This is a genomic window from Oleiphilus sp. HI0061 (genome assembly GCF_001635675.1).
This window is the reverse complement of record NZ_LWFE01001165.1, coordinates 1-3,103: the sequence shown is the minus strand read 5'-3', so window position 1 is coordinate 3,103 and position 3,103 is coordinate 1. Positions and strand designations below refer to the sequence as shown.

Annotated in this window: 2 protein-coding genes; both read right to left on the bottom strand. The window is 44.4% G+C overall.

The window, feature by feature from the left end; all coding sequences use genetic code 11:
• Window positions 1–251: 251 nt before the first annotated feature.
• Window positions 252–1,913, bottom strand: coding sequence for an energy-dependent translational throttle protein EttA (gene ettA / locus A3735_RS17665; protein WP_068513959.1), 1,662 nt, complete (start codon window positions 1,911–1,913; stop codon window positions 252–254).
• A gap of 138 nt (window positions 1,914–2,051) precedes the next feature.
• Complete coding sequence (locus A3735_RS17660) at window positions 2,052–2,693, bottom strand: PEP-CTERM sorting domain-containing protein (RefSeq protein WP_068760543.1); 642 nt, start codon at window positions 2,691–2,693, stop codon at window positions 2,052–2,054.
• Window positions 2,694–3,103: the final 410 nt, after the last annotated feature.

The window sequence follows — 3,103 nt, the reverse complement described above, 5'->3', positions numbered from 1 at the left end:
CAATCGGCATTAAATAGAATTCGGCTAAAATGACGGCGCTCGTCTTGTTTTGTCTCTTCGCTCATTTGGCCTCCGGCAACTCTGTTCTGCAAACCAGTTTGAAGGATAACAGAGAGGATTAATTATTATAGTCATTCATTAGAATATAAGTGCTATATCAGGTAACTGCAAGCTTAGGCAGTCCTTTTGAGAACAAATCGCTCAAAAGAACTGCTGTTTCAGGCTTTCAGCTAGTTTGGCAGCCTTGGCTCTTAGGCAAGCTTCTTATAGTTGACACGAGTAGGTGTCTTGGCTTGTTCACCTTTACGAGCTTTGAAGTCTTCTTCGTATTCAGTGTAATTGCCTTCAAACCAGACCACTTCACTATCGCCTTCATAAGCCAATATATGCGTTGCAATTCTATCGAGGAACCAACGGTCGTGCGAAATCACTATTGCGCAACCAGGGAATGCCAAGACGGCTTCTTCCAGTGCTCGTAGTGTTTCTACGTCAAGATCGTTGGTTGGCTCATCGAGTAGTAGAACGTTCGCACCTTGCTTAAGCACGTTGGCTAAATGTAGACGGTTACGCTCGCCACCAGACAGCTCATTCACTTTCTTTTGCTGGTCATTACCACGGAAGTTGAAACGACTGACATAAGCACGAGATGGTGTTTGGTAATTGCCGATAGTGATCATATCGTTACCGTCACTGACTTCTTCCCATACCGTCTTGGAATTGTCCAGGTCACGCGTTTGTTCAACGAAAGCCAGCTTAACAGTATCACCCAAACGAATAGTGCCTGAGTCGGGTTGCTCTACGTCTGCTAGCAGCTTGAATAGTGAAGATTTACCTGCACCGTTACCACCAATTACACCGACAATGCTTCCGGGTGGAACACTAAAGCTCAAATCTTTGAATAGCAGCTTGTCTTTGTATTGCTTACTGACACCATCGAGCTCGATAACAACATCACCCAGGCGTGGCCCTGGTGGAATGTAAATTTCCATGGTCTCGTTGCGTTTCTGTAGGTCGGAAGAGTTAAGCTCTTCAAAGCGCTTAAGACGCGCCTTGCTCTTGGCATGTCGCCCTTTTTGGTTGCTGCGAACCCACTCTAGCTCAGATTTAATACTCTTTTGGCGAGCATCTTCTTGCTTTTGCTCATGCTCTAAACGTTTCTCTTTATTTTCAAGCCACTGAGAATAGTTACCTTCAAATGGAATGCCATGGCCTCTATCGAGCTCCAGTATCCAACCTGCAACATTATCAAGGAAGTAACGATCGTGGGTGATGGCGACGACGGTTCCAGGGTAGTCATGTAAGAAACGTTCCAACCACGCGACACTTTCTGCATCAAGGTGGTTGGTCGGTTCATCAAGAAGCAGCATGTCCGGCTTAGAAAGTAATAGACGGCAAAGAGCGACACGACGCTTTTCACCACCTGATAAATGTTTAACTTCAGCATCCCATGGTGGCAGTCTTAAGGCATCAGCAGCGACTTCCAGTGTTCTTTCCAGATTATGACCATCACCGGTTTCAATGATTGCTTCTAGCTTGGCTTGTTCTGCGGCTAGAGCATCGAAATCTGCACCTTCTTCAGCGTACTCTGCATAAACTTGATCTAGGCGAGTTAACGCATTTTTAATCTCACTCACGCCTTCTTCAACGTTGTCTCTGACCGTTGCTTCTTCGTTAAGTTCAGGCTCCTGAGCGAGGTAGCCAATATTGATACCCGGCTGAGGGCGGGCTTCACCAATATAGTCTTTATCAACGCCCGCCATAATTCTTAGTAGTGTTGATTTACCCGCACCATTAAGACCCAATACACCAATTTTGGCGCCAGGGAAAAATGAAAGGGAGATATCTTTGAGGATTTCTTTCTTAGGTGGGACAACTTTTCCCACGCGATTCATGGTGAATACGTACTGTGCCATACAAATAGCCTTAATTAGTAAAAACGGGGTCGATCTGAATGGGCTAGACGTTAGCTAAAAAAGGCAGGCTTGGCAATCCCTGCTCCAGACTAATTGACTAAATCGTTCGAAGCAGGGTAATGATTGCGATGAGGAGACTTAGATTTTCTTGCGACGAATACCCACTAAGCCAAGAAGACCTAGGCCAAGCAAGGCAATAGAAGAGGGTTCTGATACGCTTTGGGTAATGATGCGCGCATCATCAATCCAGTAGCGACCTACCGTTGCGCGATCAACCAGTATCGACTGGGAGCTAGTAAATGTTAGAAAATCGTTACTTTCCCACTTTCGAGAAGTTGATGTCTCGTAATTGGCCCCCGTACCACCAAATATATTGTCCGACGCATTGAGTTTTTTACCGTTGAGGATGATCGCAACAATGTCACTATCAAACTCAATTAATTGCTTGGTCTCTTTACCGCTCGAGGTGCCTAGTGGGTCAAAGTGAATCAGGTGAGAACTGTAACTGCCTGCACTTAGGTAAGGTGAATTTTTGCCAGTTTGCTGACCTCTTAAGGTATCACCAACGAACAGGTTACTCCCAAGCAAGTAGTCAACTTGAACCTGTTGATGAGCTATCGCAACGCCCTGTTGTTCATCAAACGTTTGAAGCTGATCAGACTCTTGTTGCGACCAGCTAAAGTTTAGCCCGTCGGCATTGCCGGTCGGGTTAATGAGGCCTGCATTGACGCTTGACGCAGCAAACAGCAGGCTGCTGACAGCAATGATTCTTTTTAGCATATTCTTTCCTGATTTGGTTTTAGTCTTTCCATAGTGCTTATGCTTTTTGGAAGAACTATTCATAAACAATGACTTCAGTGTATAGGCTGTTCTTAGGTTTGAGTAATGGGTATAGGCGGATTTGACTAGATTTCACGACTTGCTTACAAGTCTTTACCTGATGTATAGAAAACTCACGTTTAGGCCTGATCTAGGCTGACAATAGAAAGATTTTCAAGATACCTAATTGTTTGACCTAGATCATCTCGTTTGGACTAAGGCTCATATAAAGTGGAGTTATGAAAAGATGATAAAAAACAATCCCTCTAAGGAGATATATATCTATGTTAGAAAAGCACGATCTAGTTCATGAGTTGCCAGAGCATAAAGAGACTATTCATAACCTCAAGATGAGTGATAATCACTTTGCT

Coding starts and splice junctions, on each gene's coding strand:
- A3735_RS17660 (WP_068760543.1), bottom strand. CDS start 2,693: ATGCTAAAAAGAATCATTGCTGTCAGCAGCCTGCTGTTTGCTGCGTCA.
- ettA (WP_068513959.1), bottom strand. CDS start 1,913: ATGGCACAGTACGTATTCACCATGAATCGCGTGGGAAAAGTTGTCCCA.